Consider the following 2993-nt stretch of genomic DNA (forward strand, 5'->3'; position numbering starts at 1 on the left):
GCCGGGAAGGCCATGGCGATCACTTCCTCCGCGCTGAGCCGGGAACCCTCGTTGCGAAGGCGACCGAGCGCCTCGGTGTCGAGACCCGTCTTGACGATGGCGAGTGCCTCTTCGTAGCAACGCTCTGGCACCGGGGGCATACGCACGCGGTCGGGCTCCAGCATGCAGCTGTCGATATAGGCAATCGTCTTTGCTGCTTCGAAGAACCGACCCTGACGCGCGAGCAGATGCGCGATGTAGCAAAACAACCAGGGAGCAGGACCTGTCGTGTGCGTGACCATGGTCGTCGCGGTACGCAACGAGATCTCAGCCGCTTCGAGATTGCCGAGACCAGCGAGTGCCAAACCGCGCCAAGCGAGTAGATATGCGCGGAAGAAGGTGCTTTCAATCACCCTTGACCTGGCAAGAAGATCGTCGCATCGATGCAATGCGGACGCAAAGTCGCCCGCCGCGAGGTCGCAAAGTGAAAGCAGGTTTTCACACGCGACGCTGAAATAGCTGTCCCCTCGACGATGGCTCTGCAGGGCAGCGTCAACGAGTTTTCGTGCCTCTTCCGGCCTGCGCTCAATGGAGTATTCGTAGACTACCTTGCAAAGGGCGATGGCAATTTGCAGCCACGACGGCCAAGCCGGGTCAAGCAGCGCCTCCATCTCGGTGATCGCTCTTTCCGCCGCAACGCGGTCGGCGAGAAATGCGAATGAGTGCACGGTTATTGCCAATGACCTGAATACCCAGAATCGGTCGCCCAAGCTGCGAAACAGCTCGGCGGCCTTGAGTCCCGCCTCGGCTTGGCGTTTCATGTCGGTCTGCATTCGCAGGTCTGCGACCGCGAACCAGAAACGCGCCGCCAGTCGGGGCGGCGTCGCTTCGTCCACCCAGGACTCGATGGACCGATACAAGCGTGCACCTTCGTCGTTGCAGCCGTGAGCATCCCAAAGTCTGTCGGTGGCAGCGGCGAGCGCCACGGCGATCTGGCGATCGCCGCCGGGTCCCATCGCCCAGATTGCGGCCGCGCGCACATTGTCCAGATCCGGCGCGATGCGACGCATCCGCGCCAGCGGCTCCTCGAAGGGATCGTCTCCGGTCAAGGTGTCGGCCATCGCCTGCGCATGGCGCCTACAGATCGCCTCGAGCGATCCTGCCGCAGCCAGCCGCTCCAGCGCAAAAGCCCGGCTGCTCTCGAGCAGCCGATAGCGCTTTGTCTCCCCGCCCTCGACCAGGACCAGTGACTTGTCCACCAGGGAGGCCAGGTGATCGAGCACCGCCCACGTATCGATCGCCTCGTCGGCCGCCACGAGCTGCGCAGCCTCCAGTGAGAACGTGCCCATGAACACGCCGAGCCGATCGAACACCGTCTGCTCCGCTGCCGTCAGCAGGCCGTGGCTCCACTGCAGCGCCGCGCGCAGCGTCTGATGCCGCGGCAGCGCTGTGCGGCTGCCCGCCGCCAGCAGCTTCAACCGCTCGTCAAGCCGCTGACGCACCCCGCGCACTCCCAGCAGCGACACCCGCGCCGCGGCCAGCTCGATCGCGAGTGCCATCCCATCGAGCCGCCGGCAGATCTCGACCACGTCGTCCACGTTCCCGGAGTCCACGGCGAAGCTTGAATCGACGGCCTGGGCGCGCGCGACGAACAGCTGCACTGCGCCGTAGTTGAGAGCTGCACCCGCGTCCCCGCTCGGGGGCACCGCCAGCGCATTGAGCCGACTGATCTGCTCCTGAGCAATGTGCAGCGGTTCCTGGCTCGTGACGAGCAGCCGCACGCCGGGCGCGCCCGCCGCGATCTGCGCGACCAGCTCGGCCACCGCTTCAAGCAGGTGCTCGCAGTTGTCCAGCACCAGCAGCAACCGCTGGTCGCTGAGCAGCTGCACCAGGGACGCGAGCGCGGTCTTCTTCACCGCCATGGGGTGCCCGAGCACCCGCGCCACCGTGGGCACCACCAACTGCTCATCTGTCAACGGAGCCAGTTCCACGATCCAGGTGCCGTCCGAATAGAGGCTGCGCACAGCGTGGGCTACCGCCTGCGCCGCCCGGGTCTTGCCGATACCTCCAGGGCCCACCACGCTCACCACGCGATGAAGCTCCAGCAGCCGGGCCAGCGCCGCGACGTCCTCCGCGCGTCCATAGAGCGGTGGCAGCTGCGCCGGCAGATTGCCCAAGGCCTGGGCCGATGGAGTTGCTGGGTGAGGCACCTCCCTCGGTGTTCCTGAGTCCGACGCCGCCGCCCCTTCGATGGGGAGTGCATACGCATGCAGCGGCTGCCCGATGTTGCGCACCGCATGCTCGCCCTGGTCCACGAAGCGATGAGCGGCCCGCTCGCCCAGCGTGTTGCGCACCGAGTCCGAAACCGAGATGCCGCCTTCGAGCGCCAGCGCCTGCAGGCGCGCCGCCACATTCACCCCGTGGCCGTAGACCGAGCCGTCGGGCTTCTCGATGACGTCGCCCAGGTGCACGCCGATGCGAAAGTGCAGATGTGCAGCCTCGGGTTGGCCAGCGCCCGCGTACGCAAGCTGTCGCTGCACAGCCACGGCCGCATCCACTGCACCGGCGGCGGTCTCGAACACCGCCAGCACCGAGTCGCCGGCCGTGTCGACGATGCGCCCGCCATGCTCGGCGACGCACTCGCGAAAGACCTGACGCGCTGCATCGAGCTCCGCCACCGTGGCGAACTCGTCTTGCGCCATCCGGCTCGAGTACCCCGCCGCGTCGGCGCACAGGATCGCCATCAACCGATGCCGCAAGCCCGAATCCTTCACGAGGCACCCCCCGCCCGTATTCGCAGCAGCATCGTAGCCTTCGCGTGCAACCGTGTCACTCATCCCAGCGGCGCGCGCCGCCGGACCGCTCGCCACCACGGCAATACCAAAAGCAAGGCGTGCGGATTCGGCCAGCCACTGGTCCACCTCTCGGTAGCTCGAATGATCCCGGAAGATGACACGACATTGAGGGACCGCTTTCTGGCAGCGAATTCGTCGCTTCGGTTGACCGGATTGGGC

1 protein-coding gene is annotated in these 2993 nt (G+C 66.4%); it reads right to left on the reverse strand.

All coding sequences use genetic code 11. The annotated features are described in order from the left end of the window. Positions 1 to 2900, reverse strand: a 2900-nt coding sequence (locus tag ACIPRI_RS26625; RefSeq protein WP_446624515.1) for an adenylate/guanylate cyclase domain-containing protein, incomplete at its 3' end; no start/stop codon positions are given. Positions 2901 to 2993: the final 93 nt, after the last annotated feature.

The organism is Variovorax sp. LARHSF232 (genome assembly GCF_052871435.1).